At 49.4% G+C, this 447-nt stretch carries 1 protein-coding gene; it reads left to right on the forward strand.

All coding sequences use genetic code 11. The features are described 5' to 3' along the window. Window positions 1–428, forward strand: a 428-nt coding sequence (locus tag ACEWB7_RS17785; protein WP_411581058.1) for a hypothetical protein, incomplete at its 5' end; no start/stop codon positions are given. Window positions 429–447 lie beyond the last annotated feature (19 nt).

The raw sequence follows: 447 nt of genomic DNA on the forward strand, positions 1-447 counted from the left end.
CTGAAGCGATGCGTTGTTTACGTCTGGCGGCGACCGGCGATCGCACCATTAACATCCACAGTTATTACAACGATCAGCCGGTTGATTATCTCTTCTGGCAAGGAATGGCGCTGCGACTGCTGGGTGAACAGCAAACCGCACAGCAACTGTTTAGTGAAATGAAACAGTGGGCGCAAGAGATGGCGAAAACCAGTATTGAGGCGGATTTCTTTGCTGTTTCACAACCTGACCTGTTGTCGCTGTATGGCGATTTACAACAGCAGCATAAAGAAAAATGCCTGATGGTGGCGATGCTGGCGTCCGCGGGACTCGGGGAGGTTGCGCAATATGAATCTGCTCGCGCTGAATTGACGGCGATTAATCCGGCCTGGCCGAAAGCGGCATTATTCACCACCGTGATGCCTTTTATTTTTAACTACGTTCACTAAACCCTATTAACTGTAATAT

It is taken from the genome of Acinetobacter sp. NIOH-H-8, from assembly GCF_046635365.1.
Classification (GTDB): Bacteria; Pseudomonadota; Gammaproteobacteria; order Pseudomonadales; family Moraxellaceae; genus Acinetobacter.